This is a genomic window from Candidatus Afararchaeum irisae (assembly GCA_034190545.1).
GTDB lineage: Archaea > Halobacteriota > Halobacteria > Halobacteriales > Afararchaeaceae > Afararchaeum > Afararchaeum irisae.
The window spans coordinates 23,299-43,160 of the sequence record JAXIOF010000048.1; the positions used below are offsets into that span (position 1 = coordinate 23,299).

Annotated in this window: 22 protein-coding genes; 5 read left to right on the forward strand and 17 right to left on the reverse strand. The window is 58.3% G+C overall.

The annotated features are described in order from the left end of the window. Positions 1–40: 40 nt before the first annotated feature. Positions 41–361: a hypothetical protein gene (locus tag SV253_06390; GenBank protein MDY6775690.1), complete on the forward strand. Its 321-nt coding sequence runs from the start codon at positions 41–43 to the stop codon at positions 359–361. On the opposite strand, the gene SV253_06395 is transcribed toward SV253_06390, so the two are convergent. Continuing rightward, positions 358–729 carry a hypothetical protein gene (locus SV253_06395; protein MDY6775691.1) on the reverse strand — a complete coding sequence of 124 codons (372 nt, stop codon included), beginning with the start codon at positions 727–729 and terminating at the stop codon, positions 358–360. The genes SV253_06390 and SV253_06395 overlap by 4 nt on opposite strands. A gap of 87 nt (positions 730–816) precedes the next feature. Between SV253_06395 and SV253_06400 the strand changes: the two genes are divergently transcribed. Together SV253_06400 and SV253_06405 are read left to right on the forward strand one after the other, a co-directional pair. Further along, on the forward strand, positions 817–2,235 hold the full coding sequence (locus SV253_06400; GenBank protein MDY6775692.1) for a DUF6498-containing protein: 1,419 nt from the start codon (positions 817–819) through the stop codon (positions 2,233–2,235). 67 nt (positions 2,236–2,302) lie between these two features. After that, entirely contained in the window at positions 2,303–2,794 is a 492-nt protein-coding gene (locus SV253_06405) for a DUF456 domain-containing protein (GenBank protein MDY6775693.1), read from the forward strand. A gap of 11 nt (positions 2,795–2,805) precedes the next feature. Here SV253_06405 and SV253_06410 read toward each other — a convergent pair whose 3' ends face one another. The 15 genes from SV253_06410 to SV253_06480 form a co-directional block, all read right to left on the reverse strand. Further along, entirely contained in the window at positions 2,806–3,099 is a 294-nt protein-coding gene (locus tag SV253_06410; GenBank protein ID MDY6775694.1) for a hypothetical protein, read from the reverse strand. A gap of 25 nt (positions 3,100–3,124) precedes the next feature. Next, entirely contained in the window at positions 3,125–3,775 is a 651-nt protein-coding gene (trmY, locus tag SV253_06415) for a tRNA (pseudouridine(54)-N(1))-methyltransferase TrmY (protein ID MDY6775695.1), read from the reverse strand. A 21-nt stretch (positions 3,776–3,796) separates the two neighbouring features. Further along, positions 3,797–4,870, reverse strand: a complete 1,074-nt coding sequence (gene cobT / locus SV253_06420; protein MDY6775696.1) for a nicotinate-nucleotide--dimethylbenzimidazole phosphoribosyltransferase — start codon at positions 4,868–4,870, stop codon at positions 3,797–3,799. Further along, positions 4,863–6,101 (reverse strand): PQQ-binding-like beta-propeller repeat protein, encoded by a 1,239-nt coding sequence (locus SV253_06425; protein MDY6775697.1) that lies wholly within the window; start codon positions 6,099–6,101, stop codon positions 4,863–4,865. Before SV253_06425 ends, cobT begins: the two co-directional genes overlap by 8 nt. Next, the gene (locus SV253_06430; GenBank protein MDY6775698.1) at positions 6,098–6,361 is read right to left on the reverse strand and encodes a ferredoxin; all 264 of its coding nucleotides are present in this window, start codon (positions 6,359–6,361) and stop codon (positions 6,098–6,100) included. Before SV253_06430 ends, SV253_06425 begins: the two co-directional genes overlap by 4 nt. After that, positions 6,361–7,332 carry a precorrin-3B C(17)-methyltransferase gene (cobJ, locus tag SV253_06435; protein MDY6775699.1) on the reverse strand — a complete coding sequence of 324 codons (972 nt, stop codon included), beginning with the start codon at positions 7,330–7,332 and terminating at the stop codon, positions 6,361–6,363. The genes SV253_06430 and cobJ overlap by 1 nt, the downstream gene beginning before the upstream one ends. 26 nt (positions 7,333–7,358) lie before the next feature. Beyond that, a complete protein-coding gene (locus SV253_06440) occupies positions 7,359–8,387 on the reverse strand; it encodes an SAM-dependent methyltransferase (GenBank protein MDY6775700.1) in 1,029 nt (342 codons plus the stop codon). Between the two features lie 2 nt (positions 8,388–8,389). Continuing rightward, positions 8,390–9,331 carry a cobalt-precorrin 5A hydrolase gene (cbiG, locus tag SV253_06445; GenBank protein ID MDY6775701.1) on the reverse strand — a complete coding sequence of 314 codons (942 nt, stop codon included), beginning with the start codon at positions 9,329–9,331 and terminating at the stop codon, positions 8,390–8,392. Next, positions 9,328–10,134 carry a cobalt-precorrin-4/precorrin-4 C(11)-methyltransferase gene (locus tag SV253_06450; protein MDY6775702.1) on the reverse strand — a complete coding sequence of 269 codons (807 nt, stop codon included), beginning with the start codon at positions 10,132–10,134 and terminating at the stop codon, positions 9,328–9,330. Before SV253_06450 ends, cbiG begins: the two co-directional genes overlap by 4 nt. Further along, positions 10,131–10,886: a cobalt-factor II C(20)-methyltransferase gene (locus tag SV253_06455; protein ID MDY6775703.1), complete on the reverse strand. Its 756-nt coding sequence runs from the start codon at positions 10,884–10,886 to the stop codon at positions 10,131–10,133. The genes SV253_06450 and SV253_06455 overlap by 4 nt, the downstream gene beginning before the upstream one ends. Further along, on the reverse strand, positions 10,883–11,491 hold the full coding sequence (gene cbiT, locus SV253_06460) for a precorrin-6Y C5,15-methyltransferase (decarboxylating) subunit CbiT (protein ID MDY6775704.1): 609 nt from the start codon (positions 11,489–11,491) through the stop codon (positions 10,883–10,885). Before cbiT ends, SV253_06455 begins: the two co-directional genes overlap by 4 nt. A gap of 112 nt (positions 11,492–11,603) precedes the next feature. Next, a complete protein-coding gene (locus tag SV253_06465) occupies positions 11,604–12,746 on the reverse strand; it encodes a pyridoxal phosphate-dependent aminotransferase (GenBank protein MDY6775705.1) in 1,143 nt (380 codons plus the stop codon). Between the two features lie 54 nt (positions 12,747–12,800). Beyond that, entirely contained in the window at positions 12,801–13,073 is a 273-nt protein-coding gene (locus SV253_06470) for a UPF0058 family protein (GenBank protein MDY6775706.1), read from the reverse strand. Positions 13,074–13,143: 70 nt separating this feature from the next. After that, positions 13,144–13,287, reverse strand: a complete 144-nt coding sequence (locus SV253_06475; GenBank protein MDY6775707.1) for a hypothetical protein — start codon at positions 13,285–13,287, stop codon at positions 13,144–13,146. Between the two features lie 30 nt (positions 13,288–13,317). Beyond that, a complete protein-coding gene (locus SV253_06480; GenBank protein ID MDY6775708.1) occupies positions 13,318–14,256 on the reverse strand; it encodes a TFIIB-type zinc ribbon-containing protein in 939 nt (312 codons plus the stop codon). Between the two features lie 84 nt (positions 14,257–14,340). Here SV253_06480 and SV253_06485 point away from each other — a divergent pair, with 84 nt between their 5' ends. Both SV253_06485 and SV253_06490 read left to right on the forward strand, forming a co-directional pair. Continuing rightward, a complete protein-coding gene (locus SV253_06485; GenBank protein ID MDY6775709.1) occupies positions 14,341–15,957 on the forward strand; it encodes a type II/IV secretion system ATPase subunit in 1,617 nt (538 codons plus the stop codon). Between the two features lie 8 nt (positions 15,958–15,965). Beyond that, positions 15,966–17,966: a type II secretion system F family protein gene (locus tag SV253_06490; protein ID MDY6775710.1), complete on the forward strand. Its 2,001-nt coding sequence runs from the start codon at positions 15,966–15,968 to the stop codon at positions 17,964–17,966. Here SV253_06490 and SV253_06495 read toward each other — a convergent pair whose 3' ends face one another. Next, positions 17,967–19,823, reverse strand: a complete 1,857-nt coding sequence (locus SV253_06495) for a YcaO-like family protein (GenBank protein ID MDY6775711.1) — start codon at positions 19,821–19,823, stop codon at positions 17,967–17,969. It abuts the gene before it with no gap. Positions 19,824–19,862: the final 39 nt, after the last annotated feature.

Genomic DNA, 19,862 nt, shown 5'->3' on the forward strand with positions numbered 1-19,862 from the left:
TAACAAGAAGTCCTTTGTATAGTCAAACTGTCCTTGGTGTATGGCTCCTCCTGTGTTCGAACAGGCTTCCCTCTTCATCTCGGGAGTTCTCGTACTGATGGCTCCGCTCAGTGTACTACTCGCGCCTACGAAATACAGTCAACATCAGATAACCGACACAGTTGTCCTCTACCACCTCTATCTCTTCGGCTGTGTCTGTGTCTCGATAATCGGAACCGCAAGTCTGGTCTGGATACTCATACGAGGGCTTCCAACTATCTGGGTGTTTCCCGCACTACTAACCGTACCTCTCCCTGTCAATATACTTCAGTGGAGACTCGAAAATAAAATGGGGTACACGGGATGGCTGGATCTTCCCTAGAAGCCATCGTTCCGTAGTACTCTCAGCCAGACGTAGTTGCCGAGATGGACGGCTACGAACGCGCCGGTGCTTGCCACGAGCCGAGACACAGACAGAAGACTTACTCCCGCGACGTATACACCCGTGAACTCGGCTCCTGCGACTACAGATGCCCCGACTGTCCAGGCTACAGCCTTCGTGTCTGACGAGTACCTGACCCAGTATTCTGAGTAGGCTCTCGGTACCGAGTTAGCGAGAGTAAGGAGTAGTAGAAAGCTCCCCTCGAAACCGAAAGCCGTGTTGAACCAGTAGGCTCCGACGAGACCCACGAGTACCGCGGTAATCAGGACAGCGTTGTCCTGGCTCCTCAGACGTCCCGGAAGAGACATACCGACTCTCGGCTGTCGGGGTACTAAGCATTTCTGGAGTCGGGGTACTCTGACGGATTTATGTAAGACGGCGTCGAACCGTCTTATGTGAGAACGCGTCAGAAGGGATTTCTACTCGCTGGGACACTGGCTCTCAGCCTCGTGCCTCTCGCCGGTGTCGTTGTCTTAGGCTGGTCGACCGAGAAGGTTCTCTTTCTCTACTGGGCAGAGGCGGTCGTCTCGTCGGTGACTGCCTCGGCTAAAGCCCTCTTCGCGGAGCGCGCCTCAGAGGAGATCGATGTTGGAAGCCGTCTCCCTCTCGAAGAGCTACGTCACAAACGCGGCGGCTTGAGCCTACGGAGTCTCCCGAGTCTCTACGTCAGAAACATACCTATCAGTCTCAGTATACTCGGGATCTCGACTTCGCTCCTCGTGCTCTTCGGTCTCTTTCTCGGTCTCCAAGTCTCGGTGAGTCTCTCCGAAGTTCTGACTCTCGGCGTGGCTGTCTCAGTTCTCAGCTACGTCTTCTCACAGGCGGCTGAGTTCGAGACAGAGTACATACGACGACGTGAGTACGAAGACGTCTCGGCGCGCAGGATCGCCGCTGTTCCCGCGAGACGTGTGCTTCTCCTCATACTCGTCTTGCCGTTCGCGGGCGGATTAGAGTCCGAGTCGGGCAGACTCATTCTACTGACTGCCGTGGTCGGAGCCAACCTCGTCAACGACTCCTACTCGTTCTACGTCGACTACATAGGAGAGCCACGAGACAGCAGGATACTCAGAAAGCTCCTCGGCGCGACACAAGACATCCAGCCGCCCGAGGAGAAGCTGAGATCACAGATCGACGACTCGGTTCTCGAAGCCGAGCCCGAGGTAAGCGTCACAACTCACACACGTGCGGTACTTCTTAGCTCGGTCGCAAATGTCGCAGTCGGACTCATGAGCCGTCTGGGATACTTAGCCGTAGCCGGGATCGTACTCGGTGGACTCGCCTTCGGATGGTTGGGCGTCGGGATCAGTCTCTCGGTAGTAGCTCTGATAGCCCTCACAAAGGTCGGAAGCCATTACCTCGTACACGGAGGTGTCGAGTACCAGATACGCCGAGACCACCTCGTAGCCTACGACAGACTCGTGGACGAGATACAGTGGGCTGTCGAGACCGGGTCAGTCGATGACGAATGCGTCTCAGCCGTGAACCGTATCTCTGACAGAGTCCTCGGAACACTGACAGTCGGTGTCTCCGAAGTCGAGTCCGACGGCTCGGACGGTCAGATAGGACCTCTCAGAGACCCCGACGTAGTAGACAGTCTGGGTCTGGATGTGGATGACCTGAGCCGTCCCGAGGCTGACCGACGTGTCTTAGCCGTCTCGTTTGCTCTGAGCGCGTGTTTCCTCGCGGTTCCTGTCGCACTTTTTTTCACCGACGCAGTCACAACTGGAGAGGCAATCGCTGTGACCGTCGCTCTGGGTCCCTTCTTCGTACTTACAGTTGGACTCTTAGTCGTCAACGGACTCCTGAGGCTGTAGTCATCCATGGGTTAGTTATCTGATCCGAACCTAAAGAGTAAGTCTCAACAGCCCTGAGACAAAGACGATGGCTCTCGGTCTCGAACCTCTCGTCGTGGTCGCCGTGGTACTCGCAGCACTCGGCGTCTTCGGGAGCTTTCTGCCTCTCATACCCGGCGCGATCCTGTCGCTTTCGGGCGTATACATCTACTGGTTCTCGACCGGCTACTCCGATCCCGGATTAGCCGTACTGGCTCTACTCACGTCTGTCGGACTCGTAGTCATAGCCGTAGACTGGTTCGGAGGGATGTTCGCGGCGAAGGTGGGAGGAGCATCCACTAAGCTGGCTGCCGTCGCGGGTGTAGCTGGTGTCGTGGGACTTCTAACCCTTGGACCTGCCGGGGTACTTCTCGGATCAGTCGGAACTGTGTTCGTGGTCGAGTACCGGCGTAGCGGCGACCATCGACGGAGTCTCCGAACCGCCGCCTACACCACAGTCGGACTCTTAGCGACGAACGCCGTACAAGCAGTTCTCACCTTCACCATACTCGCCGGACTCGTGGTCGTTATACTCGTCTGACCTACGGCGGTTTACTCGTCGTCTTCGAGGCTGTCTGCGATACGTTCGATAGCCTTACGTGTCTGCATCATCTCGTTACGTAGCTCCTCGACCTCCTTCGCGAGTCCTCTGACCTCCATCGCCGTACGGTCGTCGTCTCCTCCGCCACGTCCTCTTCCTCCCATCATTCCTCCGCCCATGCCTCCCATCGCACCGAGCATCTGAGCCATCGCGTCTTCTCCTCCCATCATCTCCTCAAGCTTCTCCTCTCTCGACTTCTCGTCGTCGGAGTCGGCTTCGTCTGAGTTTGAGTCTCTTCCTGACATACCAAAAAGTCGGGAGTCCAGCGGGTTAAAGCTTGTACTTCTCGTACCCGCGTGTGTCGAGGTAGTTATGCGCGAGAGTGATCGAGTCGTCGGCGTGGAGACTCTTAGATCCCAGACTCACACGTCTGTCCCGAACCTCCTCGACGAGACGTGACTCGCCGTCTGTGAGGTCATGGTGATCCGAGAGGACGAAACACAGATTACGCTCCCTTCCGTCCTCGATGTCTGTCTCTATCTGTGTCACGGGCTCGCCGTCCTCGTGTAGCTCTACTACGTCGACGCTCGTTTCCGAGTCTGTGTCTGTGTCTATCCCGCTCAGGACGTCGTCGAATCCCTTCCGTGACACGTATATTCCCGGCGTCGACTCCGCCTCGACCATTCCGACTACGTCGTCTTTCTTCTTGAGAGCCTTCCGTATGAGGGACGCCGTGCTCCTCTCGTCGGGGTTGAGATGTCTGAGTTCGTCGCCCTCGAACCTCAGAGTCACCTCGTCGCTCAGGACGAGGTAGAGACGCGTGTCGTCACGCAACGAGTGGGAGAGTACGAACGACGAGGTTACGCATCTGCACAGGAGGTCGAGTCTCCCCTGAGTTAACGAGTCGAGAGAGAAGTCGGGCTCCGTCGGAGCGTCGTGTCCGAGAACCACGAACTGTCTCGGCTTCGTCGAGTGTATCATTTTATGTCATGTCACGTTATGTCACGAGTCGGAGACGCCCGCGTCGTCGAAGGTCGCCATCTCCCTCAGCGTCGTACACGCGCTCTCGAAGACGTTGAAGGCGAGACACGCTCCCGTTCCCTCGCCGAGACGCAGGTCGAGGTCGAAGAGAGGATCGACTCCGAGACAGTCGAACTGAACCTCGTGTCCCGACTCGACCGACGAGTGTGATCCCAAGAGGTAGTCGGTGACGTCGGGCTCTATCTCGGCAGCGACGAGACACGCCGCGCCGGTTATGAATCCGTCGACTACGACGGGTATACGGCGTGACGCGGCTTCTAGTGCGACTCCCGCGAGACCTCCCATCTCGTAGCCTCCGAGCTCTGCTAAGACATCTATCGCGTCTTCGGGATCGGCTCTCTCGACGGCTGTCTCGACCACGTCTGTCTTCTTCCGGAGTGAGTCGTCGTCGACCCCCGTGCCTCTTCCGACGACCTCCTCGGCTGTAGCGTCGGCAACGTAGGCGGTCACAGCCGATGACGGCGTCGTGTTTCCTATTCCCATGTCACCGAGACCGATCACGTCGGCGTCCGGGGCGTGTTCACGGACTACCTCACGTCCGGCTTCGACCGCCTCGACCGCCTCGCTCCGTGTCATAGCGGGCTCCTCTGCTATGTTCGATGTACCGTAGTCGACCTTCTTGTCTACGAGGTCGGGCGACTCTATCTCCTCGGCGACCCCCATGTCGACTACGACGTTTCTGGCGTCGGCGACGTCGGCGAGGGAGTTGACCGCGGCACCGTCTTCGAGGAAGTTATAGACCATCTGTGCGGTGACCTCGGGGGGATACGCGCTCACGTCCTCCTCTACCACTCCGTGGTCTCCCGCCATGGTTACGACCGCCTTCTGATCGAGCCTCGGCGTCGGATTCGCCTTCATACCTGCTATCCTCACCGAGAGGTCTTCGAGGTCTCCGAGGCTTCCCTCGGGCTTCGTGAGACGTGACTGACGCTGTCTCGCTTTCTCCACCGCGTCGTCGTCGAGCGGCGGAATGTTAACTTCGATCTCTGTCTCCGCGTGTGTCTCTAAGCCGGAGTCAGAGTTAGCGTCAGACATCCATACCACCGACGTGTAATCTGTACTCGCCTCTCAGACCGTCCTCGTCGTCGTACTCCATCGGCTCCTCGACCGCGGCGAACCTACGGCTCTCGGAGTCTACGTCGACAGCAGTGACGACCCCCTCGGTGTGGAGATGGTCTATGACGGGGTTCGACTCCGCCTGTGTGTCGTAGATCTTGACACCGTGGACGTCGGGGTCACGCGTCCTGAGGTTCTGAGCCGAGGCGACTCCTAAGACGCCGCTGTCATACGATATTCTCTGTGAGAAGCCGCCGAGGTCGTCTTCCCATAGCTCTTCGCCGTCGGACGAGTAGGCTATCAGGCTGTTCTCACGCGGATGTAGTGAGTCGGGCTTCCTCGTCTCCTCGGCGTAGGTGTTTCCGGTGACAAAGACTACAGCGTCGTCGGAAGCGTGGACGTGGTTGGGATAGGCGTATACGGTGTCTCCGTCGACGTCTCTCTTCGCCGAGATCTCGCGTCGCCAGACCTCGCCTCCCGCCCCACTCAGAAGATAGCCCGAGTAGTCGCCGTGGCTCGCCACTCCGATTTCGTCGCCGGAGAACGAGACGTCACCCACGCGTCTGTTTCCCTGTGTGCCGGGATCCCACGTCATACTCAGGTCGCCCGTCTCGGTGTCGAGTACGACTAAGCCGTTGTCGTGGCTCTCTCCCGCCCTGTTGAACCCTACGGCGAGCCTCTCACCGTCTTCCCTCAGGCTCGCGTTTATCGGAGAGGCGTCGTTCTCGTATCTCCAGAGTACTTCCCCAGCGTCGTCGAAGGCGTAGACACAGCACGACCAGCTTCTCGACTCTCCGCGGTCGTACCGCCGTGAGACGGCGTATACGGTGTCGTCAGCCACGACGTCGACGACGTAGGGGTAGTAGAGCTGGTGATCCTTCGTCGCCTCGCCTACGTCGTGTGACGTCTCGTAGCTCCATCCTGTCTCTCCGTTCTCCTTGTCGAGAGACCTCACGACGCCTCCCTCGGCGCGTTCTCCGACTATCAGTCTGCCGCCCCTCTCGTCTAAGCTCACGACGTTTCCTCTTCCCTCGACCGACCAGAGACGTTCGCCGTCGACGATGTCGTACGCCGAGACAGTGCCGTCCGCCTCCCCGACGTAGACGGCGTCGTCACCTACGAGGACACTAGATCTCTGACGCAGGTCTCGTGTACGTACGCCCTCGGCGTCTCCGAGGCTTATACTTATACTCTGAACCCCGGTGCTCATTCTTCCACCTCGGGTGCGACCGTCTCTCCGTCTCTCACGACCCTGAGGGCGTCGGGTGGACATGCCTCTGCCGCCGAGACTGCGTCGTCGATCAGGTCGTCGTCGAACTCTCCTCTCATTACTCCGTCTTCTATCTCGGCGTCCTTGACTCCGACCTTCTCGCCCTTGACGTCCTCGTAGAGATGGACGTCGTCACGGACGAGACACGCGAATATCCCGTCGCAGTTCTTACGGTCGAGCTCTATCTCGTACTCGGTCATCAGTAGTCGTACTTCTGGTGGTAGCCACGCGGTGTCACCATCTTGTCGTTCCAGACGTACGTCTCGTCGTTTCCGACTATAAGTGTCGTCGTCATCGTGATGAGATCGGTCTCGCCCCAGTCGTCGAGCTCTCCGAGGGGGACGACCTTCGAGACCTCGTCCTCACGTCCCGCGTCTCTGACTATTCCCACGGGAGTGTCGTCGGGACGGTGGTGCTGGAGTATCTCGACCGCCTTCTCGAAGTTGTCACGTCTCTTACGGCTCCACGGGTTGTATATGACTATCGTGAACTCCTCTCTCGCTGCCGAGTGGAGACGTGACTCTATCTCGGGCATCGGCGTGAGGTAGTCGGAGAGACTGACCGTCACGGTGTCGTTGACGAACGGCGCGCCGAGACGCGCGCCACACGACTGTGCTGCGGGGATTCCGGCGACCACGTCGAAGTCGACCGCCTCGGGTGTCGCGCCCTTCGACTCTAAAAGCTCCATTGAGAGGCTTCCGAGTGCGTAGACGTTGGGGTCTCCGCTTCCGATTATCGCAGTGTCGTTTCCGTCTAAGACGCGGTCGACAGCCTCCTCGGTTCTTGAGACTTCGCCACACATCGGCGTCGAGAATATCTCGGTTCCCTCCTTCACCTTCTCGGGAAGGAGATCGACGTAGGTCTCGTATCCGACTATGTGGTCGGCTTCGTCGAGTGCCTCGATAGCCTTCTGTGTCATTTCCTCGACGCTACCCGGACCGAGTCCGACGACAGTGAAGCTTCCGAACTCCGACTCGTCTCCTGCGGTTACGTCTGTGCTCCTCCATCTCTCGCCGGGCTCCCATGTCGAGTCGGACGTGTCAAGGTCGTCGTCCGACGTGTTGGCGGTACAGCCACCCGACGAACTCCTGCTGTCTGTCTCCGTCGATCCGCCGCATTTCGATTCTGTGTCTGTGCTCGTCTCAGTCGTACTGTTGGAGTCTGTGCTCATTTTGATCACCTGTATGTTATTAGATATTAGAAGTCCTCTATGTCTCTTCCGCCTCTCGGCGTAACTAGGTAGTCCCTGTCGTCGGCTTCCCAGACCTCGGTCTTCGAGTTGCCGACGAGGACAGAGACACCCATTCCGGATATCTCGTCGGAGTACTCCTTCATCTCTCCGACGTTCGTTACTCTATATACTTCGCCGTCGTCGTTCCTCCCGTGTTCCTCACGTCCGGCGTCGTGGACGATCCCGACGGGAACCTCGTCGTCGAGTTCTTCCTGTAGGATATCTGCCGCCTCGTCGTACCCCGTCCAGCAGTTGTAGAGGAGTATCACGAAGTCGGACCTCGCGGCGTTCCTGAGACGGTCTTCTATGACGTCCCAGTCGCGCCATTTGTCCGACAGGCTCACCGTCGCGAAGTCTCCCGACAGCGGTGCTCCGAGGTCGGCGGAGACACTCATCCCCGCGGTGACGCCCTCGACTATCTCGACGTCGACGTCGGTCGTGTCGGCGTGCTCTAGAACCTTGAAGACGAGATCCGACTTGCCGTAGGTGTTGGGATCGCCCCCGCTGACGTGTGCGACGTCCTGCCCCTCTCGGACACGTGCTATCGCCTCGTAGGCGAGTTCGACCTGTCTTCCCATCGACGACTTGACGAGAAGCTGACCGTCACCCTCGTCTCCCGTGTCGATGTAGTCGGCGTATCCGCTGTCGAGCGTGGTTATGAAGGCGTCTATGCCCTCGTCCTCGACCTTCTCCTCAGCCTCCGAGAGTGTAGCACCCTCGACGTAGAGAGCACCTCCGGGGGTAGTCGTGACCTCTAAACGCCCTTCTTCTCCCGTGTCCTCGTCTATCGGGAAGGGGTCTTCGTCAGCGAGTTCCTCTATCCTCTCGTCGTCTGTGATCTTGTTCCCGATCACGTCGTCGAGACGGAGGAACTTCTGGTAGAGCGACGAAGCCACTACGACCTCCGAGTCGCGTATCACGTCACGCGCCTCCTGTGTCATCTTGTCGGGGACTCCGGGTCCTATTCCTACGATGTATAATGTTCCTTCACTCATTCTTATTCAGCTACTGCCACAGTTACCGCCTTGTGGTAGGCGTTCTTTTCGAGTACGAGTTGCCTCTGTCTGCTTCCAGCGAGAGCCGACGACTCGGCGACCCCAGGCCAGCCCACGAGATCCTCGGCACGTGAGTCGCTGGGTCCGACGTGGCTCTGAAGAGTCTCCTTGTCGAATGTCACGACACCGACGTCGAGCTGGCGCGCGGCTTCGAGTATGCCCTCCTCGTCCTCCTTCTTCGTCGCGGTGGCTATGAACTCGATGTCCTCGACATCTCTTCCGATCTCTCCGAGAGCCGTCTCTACGGCGTCCTTGACGTCGTCTGTCTCGACGTCGCTGACCGCACCAACTCCGACGACTACTCCTTCGTTCTCATCCTTGTTTCTCTTGAGAACTGTGACGTCGTCGCCCACGAGAACCGCACGTGGACCTTCGAGACGTTCCACGGCGTCGAGTTCGTCGTTGAGGACGGCGAGGTTAGTCTTCACAGTCGAGTCTCCGTTGACTACGTGGGCGTCGAGTGCCTTAGCCTTCGACTCGACCGACTGCTTCCCCGCGACCTCGCTCGCTGTCGTCATCGTCGGGACAGCACCCAGCTTTTCGAGATCCTTAGCGACCTGGTTCGCGCCGTGGTGTCCTCCCGTGATGGGTATCGCCCACGTAAGCTCCTCGTCTGTGACGACTATACCGGGGTCGTCCCATTTTGACTCAAGCAGAGGAGCGATCTTTCTGACCGCGATTCCACTCGCCATCAGACCTATGAAGGCGTCGTAGTCCCTCCAGTTCTCCTCGAAGACATCCGAGTGGTACTCTACGACGTCGACCGTCTCGTACTCCGACTCTATCCCCTGCTTTACGTCTTCGGCTGTCTCCATCTTCCTCTCGAACGAGATAATAGCGACGTCCTTTGCGACCTCTCCCTCGGAGTCGGGATCAGAACTCACGTCTGACCCTCCTCTTTGTCCTTCTGTTCGTAGTCGTCGCTGTCATTATCCGAAGCCCAGTCGCCGTAGAGGTACGACCTCTCGTATCCGCTTCCCTCGACAGCCTCTCCTATCATTACGAGCGCCGACGCACGGTAGCCCGCCTCCTCGACCTTGTCGCCTATGTCCTCGATAGTTCCGAGTATGACGTCCTCGTCGGGCCACGAGGCGTGGTAGACGACTGCGACGGGAGTCTCGGGGTCGTGTCCGTCGTCCAAGAGACGTTCCATAGTCTCTGAGACTGCGTGTGTACCGAGGTAGATACACGTCGTGACGTCTCCCATCTCGACGAAGTCGCTTATGTGATCCTCTTCCTCTGAGAGCGTCTTGCCCTGTGGACGAGTGAATGCGACGTGGTTGGACACCTCGTTGAGAGTAAGCTGTGTCCGGAGCGTCGCCGCGGCGGCGAAAGCCGATGTCACACCCGAGACGAAGTAGGTCGGGACTCCCTCTTCCTCCAAGGCGTCCATCTGTTCGAGTGCCGCGCCGTAGATCGAGGGGTCTCCCGAGTGGAGACGCACGACGTTCTTTCCTTCGTCGTAGGCGTCCCTCATCAGAGGCACGAGCTCTTCGAGATCCTTACCCACTGAGTTGACCTTCTCGGCGTCGTCACAGTAGAGGTTGAGTATCTCTGAGTTGACGAGTGACCCCGCGTGTACGACGAGGTCTGCGTCCTCCGTAAGCTGCTTTCCGCGAACCGTCATCAAACCCGGGTCTCCGGGTCCCGCTCCTATGAAGGGTATGCCTTCGTCTGTCTCAGTCATGCTGCCTCCGTCTCTGTCTCGGTTTCCGTCTCTGTCTTCGTCCTTTTCGTGTTCTCGTCATCATTCTGTGTCTCGAACTCCTTCGTAGCAGTATCCTTCTCGACACCCCGTCTCTCGGCGTAAGCGAGGGTGTAGTAGTCCCTCTCCTCGACTCTCTCGGGGTCTTCTGTGACTACGGTGTCCCCCTCCTCCATGTAGAGACGTCTTCCGAAGACGACGTCGTAGCCCGCGTCGTCGAGCTTCGTCGCCGTCTCGGGGGCGTCGGTGACCTTGAACAGAACCATCCGGTCGTTCTCAGTCGGCGCGTCGCCGTCGCTCGCCTCGTGGAGTCCGAGGCTAGAGCCCGCCTCTATCTCGACACCCAGAGCCGTCGCGAAAGCAGTCACGCTACTGACGCCGGGTATTATCTCGACGTCGACCTCGGGATGGAAGGCGTCGAGTGTCCTCCTGAGATGTCCGAAAGTAGAGTAGATATTGGGATCGCCGAGTGTCGCGAACGCGGCGTCTTGGTCCTCCGCAGTCGAAGCGACCTCGTCTGCGGCTTCCTTCCACGCCTCCCTGAGCTTCTCGGGGTCGCGAGTCATGGGAAAGTCGAGGTCTCCTATCTTGTCCTCCGAGACGTACTCGGTCACGACGCGTTTCGAGAGACGTCCCGGCGTGTAGACGACGTCTGCGTCTTCGAGGGCTTCCCTCCCGCCGATAGTCAGGAGGTCTTTCCTACCGGGTCCTAAGCCGACTCCGTAGACTGTCACTCGTCTCCCTCCTCGTTCGCGTTCTGGTTACCCTTACCTCCGTCACACGATCCGACTACCATGTATGTCTGTGTGTTGGGCTTGAAAGCCGTCTGTCCCACTAACTCCCTTCCCTTCGAGACCTGTATGTGGAAGCTCTCTTCGAGTATCTCTCTTTCCCTGAACTCCGATACCATCTCTGCCGCAGTTTCGAGACGTGCGGCGTTCATCACTACCTTTCTGACTCCCTTTTCCTCTAAGAGATCCAGAACAGACTCGAATCTGCGTGACCCTCCTATAAAAGCGACGTCGGGTTCGACACCGGCTATCGCGTCGGGCGCGACTCCGTGGACTACCTCGACCGAGTCGGAAAGACCAGCGTTCTCTACGTTCGCACGTGTAGACTCGACTGCCTCCTCACGTCTGTCAACTGCTGTGACATCGGCACCCCGGCGCGCTGCCTCTATCGAGACAGCACCCGTGCCGCTTCCGACGTCGAGGAAACTGTCGTCCTCCTCTAGATTGAACTTCTGGAGAAGTATACCACGTACCTCGGGCTTCGTAGGACCCGCACTCACCTCCTTGACTATCTCAACCGCCATACTTCGAACTCTCGTTCGGGGCATAAAACAATTACGTTTGTCTTAATTAAAATGGATTTGTACTTCTGCGACTGGGCGTCTCAGTACGAGTGAGGTAAGACGCAGAGATACGAGACGGAAGAAGGAAAGACTGTGTCTAAACGTAGTCAGATATTCTCTCGACGCCTTCCTTGATCCTCTCCTCGCTCGCGGCGTAAGACATACGCAGGTAGCCGTCTACTCCGAACGCACTACCGGGCGTCGTGGCTACGTGTTCCTCCTGGAGTATCTCCTCGGCGAGAGCGGCGTCGTCGTCTGTCTCGACGGGAACGAAGGCGTAGAACGCCCCCTTCGGCTCGGGCATATCGACACCTATGTCGGCGAGCGCGTCCATCAGTAGGTCACGTCTCGACTCGAAGGTGTCACGCATACTCTCGACAGGCTCGTGGGTACCGTCGAGTGCTGCGAGCCCACCCCACTGTGCGAAGTTGGTCGCACAAGAGACCGAGTGGGAATGTACCTTACCCGCCTCGTCGAGGAACTCTTCGGGGGCGGTGAAGTAGCCGAGACGCCATCCAGTCATCGCGTACGCCTTCGAGAAGCCGTTGACGGTTATCGTGCGGTTCGCCATGCCGTCCATCGCTCCGAGCGAGTGGTGTTCGGCGTCGTAGATTATCTTCTCGTATATCTCGTCGCTCACGACCCAGAAGTCGTGGTCGACGGCGAGGTCACGTATCTCCTTGAGTTCGTCCTTCGAGAAGACGGCTCCCGAGGGGTTCGACGGCGTGTTGACGATCATCAGACGCGTGTCGTCGGAGACGTGTTCGGCGAGGTCGACGCTTCCGGGAGTGAATCCCGTTTCGGGGTCGAGCTGTACCCGGTTTATCTCTCCGCCAGCCATCTTGACTATAGCCTCATATGACACCCACGCGGGGTCGAGTAGAACCGCTTCGTCGCCCTCTGAGAGAAGCGAGAATATCGACTCGAAGAGGGCGTCCTTCGCGCCCGGGGTGACGTATATCTCGTCCCTCTCGACGCTCAGTCTGTTCTCCTCTCTGAGCTTGTGGGCTATCGCCTCACGTAAGTCGGGAATGCCCTTCGTAGGCGTGTATCCCGTCTCTCCCCTGTCGAGAGCCGCCTTCGCCTCCTCACGTATGTGCTCGGGGGTCGTGAAGTCGGGCTCTCCGACGCTCAGGTCGACGACGTCGGCTCCCTCGGATTCGAGGCTACTAGCGAGATCACTTATACGTAGAGTCGCGCTCGGTTCGACGCGTCCTACCCTCTCTGAGAACTTCGCCATAGTAGGCTATCCCACGGAGCGACAAGCCTTAAGTCTAGTCTTTCGGTGTGCGGATCAGTCCTTCGCGTTCTTGTTGGCGAGCTCTTCCATACGTGCGCCGACACGTCCCGTCTCGGAGAACTCGTCGTCAGCCATCACGTTCGCCATCTCGTTTCCGAGTACGAAGATAGCCTGCTTGTGCTCGCTCTTGCTCTGGTGTATGTCCTCGGGCTTGACGTCGAGATCTGTGTAGTCGTCGAAGAACTCGTCGCCTTCCTCGGCGTCGTCGAAGTACTCGCTTATGTCTGCCATCAGCTCGTGGAGATGGATCAGATCTTCCTTGTGCATTCTTACTCTGACTTACTCTCAGAACGAATTTAAAGCTTCGCGTCCGTCGGCGTACCGTTAGATTTTTAAGTTACTCCTCCTCGTCGTGGTTCGACTCCGACTCGACGGCGAATAGGACGTAGTAGCTCAGACCGATTATGAGAGCCACGGTTGCGAAACCGACTGAGAGCATGGCGGGCTGGCTCAGAACCGAACTGACGAGTGAGAGTAACATACATGAGATACGTCGTCGGATGGATTAAGCTTACGTGTCGAGGTCGGGATCGACGCCGAGTGCCTCCGCCTGGTCGTGGTACCTGTTACGTATAGTCACCACGGAGGCGTCGGAGACATCGCTGACCTTCTCCTGTGTGACCTCCTCGCCGAGTAGCCTCGCCGCGAGGTAGACAGCCGCGCCCGCGTACGCCTTCGGCGACTTCCCGACCCCGATCCCCGCCGTCTCTTCGAGTATCTCGACAGCCCTCGACTCGACCTCAGGGCTCAGGTCGAGTTCGGAGGCTATACGTGGCACGAACTCGACGGGATCTGCGGGGGGAACTTCGAGTCCGAGCTGACGTGACAAGTACCTGTATGTCCCCGTTATCTCGTCCTTCTCGACGCGCGACACGTCGGCGATCTCGTCGAGCGAACGCGGTATACCCGCCTGACGGCACGCGGCGTAGACAGCCGCCGATGCGACTGCCTCGACTGATCTCCCGGGAAGGAGCTCGTCTTTCTGGGCACGTCTGAGTATAACGGCTGCGGACTCACGGGCTCCGTCGGGGACTCCGAGGGCACTCGACATACGGTCTATCTCGCCGAGACCGAAACGCAGAGTCCTCTCGGTACCTTCTGCCCTCGCTCTCTCGTGCCATTTCCTGAGACGTCTCATAGTCTCCCGTCTCTCCGACTTCTCGACATCGCCCCGTGAGATCTCGGTCGTTAGACCCTTCTCGTGCATCGTCTGAGTCGTCGGCGCGCCGACGCGCGACTTCTCCTCTTCCTCCTCCGACGAGTAGGCACGCCACTCCTTGCCTCTCTCGACGCGTTCCTCCTCTATCACGAGACCACAGTCGGGACAGACGGTCTCACCTCTCTCCGACTCGACAGCCTCGGCTCCACACTCGGGACAGACGAGAACATCCTCGGACTCCGTCTCCGTACCCCCGGAGCCGTCCTCGTCGTCGGTCTCAGTCTCGCCCATGGCTCTTAGTACTTCGGCGTGTGTAATATAACCCGGCTCCAACCTCCGACAGTATTATTTATTTGGGATGACGTCACTGTAATAATGGGTCTCAGACGGAAGGTCTCCGGACTAGTGTCTCCGAAGTCGTCCTTAGAGGCTAGTATAGACGAGTACGAGCCTACCCCCGACGACATGTTCGAGTTCGAGCCACGTGAGGGACACGAGGAGACACGGAGGTACTGGCTCGACGAGCCTTACTCGACAGCAGTGATAACACAGGACGGCGACGGAGTCCTCCACTACAACGCAGTCGAGCCGTCTGTCACCGACTTCGAGAGGGAGCTTCTCAACACGCTTTACTACGACCTGCGTGACGTCTTAGCAGTCAAGGAGTTCGAGGACGTCGAAGACTCCGAGGACGTTCTCAAGAAAGGTGTCGTCGAACTCATACACAGCTACGGTATTCAGGTCGAACCCGTCTCTTTCCACAGGATATTCTACTACCTCAGGAGGTCTTACATGGGGATGGGGAAGATAGAGCCTCTACTCGAAGACCCCTACGTCGAGGACATCTCGTGCCACGGCTACGGTGCTCCTATCTATCTCTACCACGGCGACTACCAGGACATAAGAACCAACGTTGAGTTCGACGAGGACGAGCTCAACTCGTTGATAATCACTCTGTCACAGAAGTCGGGTAAACATATCAGCATAGAACGTCCTATAGTCAGCGCGTCTCTCCCCGACGGCTCACGTGTCGAGCTCACACTCGGAAGGGAAGTCACACAGGAGGGATCGACCTTCACGATACGTAAGTTCTCGGAGGAGCCTTTCACCCCGACCGAACTCATAAAGTCAGGTACTTTCTCGGTCGAACAGATGGCGTACCTCTGGGTCGCGATAGAGAACAACAGATCTCTGATATTCGCGGGAGGTACAGCGAGCGGAAAGACGACGAGTCTAAACGCCGTCTCTATGTTCATACCCCCGAGGTCGAAGGTAATCTCGATAGAGGACACACCCGAGATACGTATACACCACGAGAACTGGGTGCCGAGTGTGACGCGTGAGGGGATAGGAGTCGAGAGCGAGATAGACATGTACACACTCCTCCGGTCGGCTCTGAGACAGCGTCCCGAGTACATAATCGTGGGAGAGGTACGTGGCGAGGAGGCTATGACACTCTTCCAGGCTATGTCTACGGGACACACGACCTACTCGACTCTACACGCCGACTCGATAGAGACCGCGATAAACCGCCTCGAAAACCCTCCGATAGACGTCCCTAGGTCGATGCTCGAAGCCCTCGACATACTCTCGATACAGGTTCTGACGAGGTACGAGGACGAACGTGTAAGACGTAACAACGTCTTAGCCGAGATAGCCGGGATCGACTCACGTACCGGAGACATAAACGTCAACACACTCTACGAGTGGAATCCGTCGGACGACAGCCTCGACCAGATAAGTGAGAGCGTCGTCCTCAAGGAGATACGTGACGACATGGGTCTGTCACGTGCCGAGCTCATGGGTGAGATACGGACGCGTGAGAAGATACTGCGTTACCTCGTCGAGAACGACATCACCGACTTCAGAGAGTTCACCAACCTCGTCAACAGGTACTACACTAACCCCGAGAAGGAGCTAGAGTCGATGGGTATACAGCCCGAGGGAGAGACAGTGATAGCGGGCGAGTCGGACGCCGACGAGAGCCGATAAAAACAGACATGATAGAGAGGATACCGCCGTTCAGAGTCGCTATATACTGGCTCGGCGAGTTAGCCGAGAGGATAAAGTCGAGGTATTACTCTGTCGAGGACAATCTGCGTTCGGCGAGGATGCCGCGCACTTACAGGTCTTATATGTCTCGGACTCTCCTCTACTCGGCTCTCGTCTTCCTCGGTACTCTCGGCGTCGTCTCGGCGTCTCTGTACGTCTTCTGGGACGACCTCGTCGGTGAGGGTGTTGCGGACATCGTCGTACTCGCAGTCTACTTCTCCCCCGTTGTGGCTTCCACGGCTGTGTCTTACTCCGTCTTCCGTCTCCTCATCTACCTCCCGAGGTACAGAGCCGACACAAGGGCGAGACAGATCAACCTCAGCCTGACGGGAACCGTCAGCATAATGTTCACGCTGTCTAGAGGAGGTATGTCGTTACCACGTGTCATCGACACGATCTCAGCGAGGTCGGAGTACTTCGGGACGAGTGCCGACGAGCTCAGTGTCGCTTCACACGACATGGAGTACTTCGGGATGGATGTCGTGACCGCGCTCCGCGAACTCGGTGACACGACTGCGAGCGATGAGTTCGCCGACTTCGTCAAGAACCTCGTGAGCGTCTTCACGAGCGTAGGTGACATCAGCGACTTCTTAGAGGAGAGGGTCAACGCCTACTACGACGAGGCTGAACAGGAACAGAAGGAGTTCCTGACTAAGCTGGGTCTGATTGCCGAGTTCTACGTCGTTGTCTTCGTCGCAGGACCCCTCTTCGTCATAGTCACCCTCATAGTCCTCGGCTTCGTCGGAGGCACGCCCCTTCTCGTACTCAGGGCGTTCGTCTACCTCGTACTCCCACTCGCGGGTGCGGGTCTCTTGGTCTTCCTCGACGCCTTCTTCACTAACCCCGTGACAGAAGGTGGAAAGGAGTCAGTAGAATCCGACACGGATAGGGTCGGCTTCATCGACGACATAGACCACGACAACCGAAGAGACGGCGAGACCCAGATAGAGAGTCTCAGGAGGGGAAGGAGACTCAGAAGTATCAAGACACGTCTCTCCTCGCCCCTTGAGAGCTTCAAGAGACGTCCCGTTCTCAGCCTTTACCTCGGCGTCTTCGTCGGCTTCGTCTACCTCTCGGCACGTATCTACGCCGGGGTTACGGTCGCGGGTGTCAGCTTACTCCCCGAGGTCACCGTGGCTCAGATAACAGCCGGAGACGTCAGTGTGTCTCCCGAGGCGGTGAGGTACGTAGACGACGCCTTGATAGAGGCTTCGCTGATTCCCATGTTCCTCTACGCGCTCTTCCACGAGATAAAGTCGGACTACCTCCGCCGAGTCGAGGACAAGCTTCCGGATTTCCTCGAACGTCTCGCCGACCTCAACGAAGCGGGAGCCACAGTCTCTGAGTCTCTCAGGTCTCTGTCTGAGACTGACCTGGGTGTCCTCAACCCTGAGATAGACAGGATGGAACGTGACATAAGATGGAACACAGAGGCGAACACAGCCCTGAGGAGGTTTGCGAACAGGGTTCGTTCTCCTATGGTGAGCCGTGCAGTCGTCCTAATGACGAACGCGACGAAGGCGAGCGGAAGGCTGGAGGAGGTTCTCAACATAGCCTCGCGCGAGGCGGGTCTCAGGAGACGTCTCGCACAGGAGAGGAGGAGCGAGATGTTTCTCTACACCGTTGTGATATACCTCTCGTTCGTGATATTCCTCGTGATACTCGCGATACTCGACTCGGTCTTCCTCCCAGCGATACCTCAGACGGGAATCACGGGTGCCGGCACGGGAGGCGGAGTCGCGGGTACCCAGACCTCGTTCGTACAGGAGGGATTCAGCCCCGACGAGTACCGTGTCCTCTTCTACCACGCCGGAGTGATACAGGCTCTCCTGAGTGGTCTCATAGCGGGCAAGATGGGCGAGGGACGTGTCGCGTCGGGAGTCAAACACGCCTTCATAATGGTCTCACTCGCCTATGTCACCTTCACCTTCTTCCTACATGTTGTGTAGTCACGGGAAAGGATGCGGGTCGGGGTTCGAGACGTCGACGTCGCCTCCGAGACGTCTCATGTCGAGACCGAAATGGAGTGGTTGAGCCCTCGGGACTACGACACGTACGGCGTCGAAGCCTATGCTCGTGACGTCGGGCGAGGTGATATTCGAAGCTATCACCTCGTAGCCAGCGTCTTCGACCCTCTCTCTGACTGCGTCGAGCTTATCGAGGGGCTTCTGAGGGACATCACCGCCCATACCGATCTCGTCAAGACCCAGAGCTCCGTCGGTCTCTGACACGAACCTCTCGACAGAACCGGGTCTGTCAGCCGCGTAGGCGACGTGTTCCTCGCTCGTGGATATCTCGTCGGCGTCTTCGACTTCGACGTCCGACTGCTTCACCTCGCGCCTCGACTGGACGGCTTCTTCGAGAGCCGACCTGAAAGCCTCCTCGGGGTCGAGCGACGCGCCGGCTGCGACGGCGAAACGCGGATACTCGTCGGAGGTCAGTGCGACGCCTACGACGGGAACGTCTATCTCCGCCGTAAGGTACGACGCGTGTATGTCTATTCCGGCTGACCTCACGCGTGAGACGAGTTCGGACGTCTCTGTTCCGAGATCCGTGACGTCGAACTCGATCTTCTCGGGACGTCTGTCTTCGAGCCAGGTCTTCATACACGCGTCCCTCTCTATGACCTCTAAGAGACCCGACTTTATCGCCTCCGTCTGTGTCGACCCAAGTGCGAGACCCGTCGTGATCCCGGGCGCGAACTCCGAGTCGAACGGGAAGTAGACGAACTCCGCGGGGACAGCCACGCCGTCGTCACGTGTGAGTGAGTAGCCGGGTGTCCACTCGATTACGGGAGACGAAGAGGGATCTGTGTACGGGACGTCGTCGTACTGTCCGTCGGAGAAGAGTGCGAGATCCGCGGGATCGATAGGGTCTCTACCCTCGTCCACCATCGCGTCGTAGGTCGCGTTCTCGAACTCGTCGTGTCTGTAGACCGCCGCTGAGTACCTTTCTAGCCCCTCACCCATAGCCTTCATAAGTGCCTTCTGCCAGTCGACCGATACCCCCGCGGCGACGTCTGGGGACGACGCGTCGGAGAACGGGGTGTCTGCGATCTCGACTACGTAGTACGGGACACCCGTCTCGTCGGACGGAAGCTCGGCGGCGGCTCCGAGTATGCCGGTTACGTCGTCGAGAACCGCCTCTGCCCTGTCGAGCGCGCTGTCGAGATCCGACGGTGGACTGTCTCTCGGAGCCACACCCGCTATCGGACGTCCTGTCCAGCAGTCGGGACAGAAAGGCACTCGTGCCGTAGTGTGTACCTCGAACGGCTCGTCGTCTCCGGCTCCTATGAGACAGACCCCTCCTATCGTCTCGGCTCCCGCCGTACTGAAGTAACGTCCCGTCTCAAGAGCCGCGAATCCCTCGGCGAACGACGTATACGCCTCGTCGGGAACCGTAGGAGTCGCGTGACTCCCACAGCCTCCCGCGTGGTCTTCTGAGGTATCACCACAGCCGCAGGCTTTTTCTTCTTCACCGTCTCTCAGACCCTCTATCCTGAGCCTGAGACACGTCCTACACGCCGAGGATCCCGGATGTACTAGAGGTCCTATAGCCGCCGCCGCTCCCGTCTTCTCACACACCTCTCCGCCGAACTCGACCCCGAGCGAGGGGGTACGGCTCTCGACGGATCTCTTGTTTGTCTCGTCGAGTGACTCCTCGGATATTACGAGGTCGGCTGTCTCCCGAAAGGCGTCGTCGAGGTCGGAGATCCTGACTTCGGCGTCGAGCCAGTCTAATGCCTTAGCTATCTCGTCGCCACCCACGACAGAAATCTCATGTCTCTCCTTCTCTTCTTGTGCCATACTGGGGAACTGTCGGGATCAGCCTTAACCCTGATGAAA